The sequence below is a fragment of the Streptomyces alkaliphilus genome, assembly GCF_014141535.1.
GTDB classification, from domain to species: Bacteria; Actinomycetota; Actinomycetes; order Streptomycetales; family Streptomycetaceae; genus Streptomyces; species Streptomyces alkaliphilus.
This window is the reverse complement of record NZ_VKHT01000656.1, coordinates 1-2,986: the sequence shown is the minus strand read 5'-3', so window position 1 is coordinate 2,986 and position 2,986 is coordinate 1. Positions and strand designations below refer to the sequence as shown.

2 protein-coding genes are annotated in these 2,986 nt (G+C 72.7%); one reads left to right on the top strand and one right to left on the bottom strand.

What is annotated here, in order from left to right:
- Nucleotides 1-74: 74 nt before the first annotated feature.
- Complete coding sequence (locus FNQ90_RS18065; RefSeq protein WP_182607332.1) at nt 75-1,262, top strand: calcium/sodium antiporter; 1,188 nt, start codon at nt 75-77, stop codon at nt 1,260-1,262.
- A gap of 375 nt (nt 1,263-1,637) precedes the next feature.
- Here the strand turns inward: FNQ90_RS18065 and FNQ90_RS18060 are convergent, their stop codons facing one another.
- Nucleotides 1,638-2,678 carry an ion transporter gene (locus FNQ90_RS18060; protein ID WP_323380040.1) on the bottom strand — a complete coding sequence of 347 codons (1,041 nt, stop codon included), beginning with the start codon at nt 2,676-2,678 and terminating at the stop codon, nt 1,638-1,640.
- Nucleotides 2,679-2,986 lie beyond the last annotated feature (308 nt).

Genomic DNA, 2,986 nt, shown 5'->3' with positions numbered 1-2,986 from the left:
GTCCGGAGGCGGGGGTGCCGAGGGGGTTGGTGAACCGCCCGCGCGGGCGGCCCGGTGATCCATAGACTGCGGCAATGGATCTTCTCGATGTGGGACGCATCATCGTCGGACTCGTCCTGCTCACGGTGGGTGGCGAGGTGCTGGTCCGGGGGGCTTCGAGCCTGGCCGCGCGGGTCGGCATCTCCTCGCTCGTGGTCGGTCTCACGGTGGTCTCCACCGCCACCTCGACCCCCGAACTCGCGGTCACGGTCGGCGCGGTCATGCGTGACGAACCCGGCCTGGCGGTGGGCAACGTGGTCGGCAGCAACATCGCCAACGTGCTGCTGATCCTCGGCATCTCCGCCCTGGTGCTGCCGCTGCTGGTCAAACAGCGACTGGTGCGCCTGGACCTGCCGATCATGGTGCTGCTGTCGGTCATGCTGCTGGTGATGTCCCTGGACGGTGGCATCGGCCTCGTCGACGGAATCATCCTCCTGGCCGTCCTGATCGGCTACACGGTGATGACCGTCCTCGTCAGCAGGCGGGAGGCGGTCGCGGAGCGCGCCGCCGACCGGCCGGGGGGCGACGGGACCGCGGGGCCGGGAACCGGCGCCGGAACCCGGGAGGGCGACCCCGGCGGCACCGCCGGGGTGGGCCCGGAGCCCGCCGCGGCGTCGGAGGAGATGCCGAGCGTCTCGGTGCCCAAGTCGCTGCTCCTCGTGGTGATCGGCGTGGCCCTGTTGGTGGCCGGGGCGACGGTCCTGGTCGAGGGCGCGGTGAACACCGCCACCGCCTTCGGCGTCAGCAGCCTGGTCGTGGGCCTGACCGTGGTCGCGGTCGGCACCTCGCTGCCCGAACTCGCCGTCTCCGTCATCGCGGTGCGGCGCGGGGAACGGGACCTGGCGGTGGGCAACGTGGTCGGCAGCAACATCGCCAACATCGGCCTGGTACTGGGGTTGCCCGCCATCCTCTCGGCCGACGGCCTGCCGGTGCCGGACGCGGCGGTCGCGTTGGACATCCCGCTCATGCTCGCCGCCGCCGTCGCGCTGCTGCCGATCGCCTTCACCGGCTTCGTGGTCGCCCGCTGGGAGGGCGGGCTGTTCCTGGCCCTCTACGCCGCCTACACGGCCTTCGTCGTCCTGGCGGCCACGCAACACGACGCGCTGGAGGGCTTCACCACCGTGATGGCGTGGTTCGTGCTGCCCCTGGTGGCGGTGACGCTGATCGCGGTCACCGCGCACGAGATCGGGCTCCACAGGGGCAGACGGGAGAAAACGGGCTGACATCCCCGTACCCGGCCCCCGGCCCGCCCGGAGCGGGGGCCGGGCGGGCCCCTCACTCCTCGATGGCGCCCCCACCGACCGCAGGTGTTCCCGGAAGGTCGACGCGGGGGTCGCGCGTCGCACGGTGAGGGGGCGTCGAACCCCACCTGCTCGCGGAGCGTGACCCCGGTCCGGATCCGTTCCGCCTGCCGTCGCTCGGCATCCCGGAGGGCCTCGGCCGGCACCACCGGGTCACCGGCGCACGCCTCGTCCGTCCTGCCCCGTGGTCGACCACCGGCACGTCACCGGGCAGGGCCCGGGTGGACACCTCCGGGAACCCGTCCACGCCGGCCGGCGTGGACGGGTTCCCGGCACGCGTCCCGTCACCCGGGGAGCTCACCGCCGCCCGGGGACACCGGGGGTGAGGAGCCGCGCCCCGGCACCCCGCGCCGGAGCGTCGACTTCCGCCGGGGGAGCGACGCCTCCCGGCGGGGGAGCACCGTTCGGGGCGGGCGGACCCGGAGGGAGCGCGCCGCCCGCACCGGGACGGTCGATCTCCCGGGCGGGGGAACCGGACCTCCCGGCCAGTCGCTTCTCCATCTCCTCCAGGGTGCGCCGCAGCAGCTCCACGTTCTCCCGCAGGAGACGGTCGTTCTCCTCCCGATCGGGCGGCGCCGCCCCCGGCTCCCGATCGAGAAGCCTGCGTCGCTCGGCCTCCCGGGCCTCGTCCATCGAGCCCACCACCACACCGATGAGGAGGTTGATCAACATCAGCCCGGCGAAGAGCACATACGAGCCGTAGTACAGCAGCGTCCAGTGGGAGATCTCCAGACCGTCGCGCACCGCCGCGCCGATGCCGTCGAAGGTGGCGAGCAGGAACAGGGTGATCACGGCACGGTCCAGGGTGCCGAACCGCTCGGGGTCATGGACGGCGAAGACCTGCCAGCCGACCATGCCGTACACGTACAGGATCAGGACCCCGAGGGCGAGGAACCCCAGCATGCCGGGCAGGCTCCTGCCCACGGTGGTGACGATGACCCGGATCTGCGGCATCATGCGGGCCACCCGGGCCACCCGCAGCAGGCGAAGCAGGCGCAGGATGGTCGCGTTGCCCTGCGTCACCGGCAGATGGGTGAGCACCACCACGGCCAGGTCGAAGACGTTCCACGGGTCGCGGAAGAACTCCCGGGGCCGATCGGCGCACGCCACCGCCCGCAGCACGATCTCCACCGTGAAGGCGGCCAGCAGGAGGGCCTCCAGACGGGGGAGCGGACCGGTGGTCTCGCCGGGGGAGAGGTAGGTCTCGGCACCCAGCAGGACCGCGTTGAAGAGGATGAGTCCGCAGACCACTCCGGAGAACGTCCGGGATTCCGTCACCCGTCGGGCCCGCGCCGCCGCTCCGACGTGCCACCCGGTGGGGGCACCTTCCACCGTCACCGTGAAGTCCGTTCTTCCCCGCGCCACTCCGTCACCGGGCCGCTCACGGGGAGGGCCCGGCCCGCCCCCCGGGGCCGTCACGGGGGACGCACACAAGATCATCCAGGCCCCGGATCCTACCGGTGGGCACCCTGTCGGAAAAGCGAATTGCCCTGTTCCACAGGGCGGTTGGCTTGATCGAGTGGCTTCGGGGAGAACCTTCGCGGAGACCCCCGCCCCCGTCGCGCGCCGCGTCCCGGAATCCGCCGGCGGCACGGGGCGCGGGGCGGTAGTAGTGAACCCATGACGGAACCGTTCCCGCCCCCGAC

Coding starts and splice junctions, on each gene's coding strand:
- FNQ90_RS18065 (WP_182607332.1), top strand. CDS start 75: ATGGATCTTCTCGATGTGGGACGCATCATCGTCGGACTCGTCCTGCTC.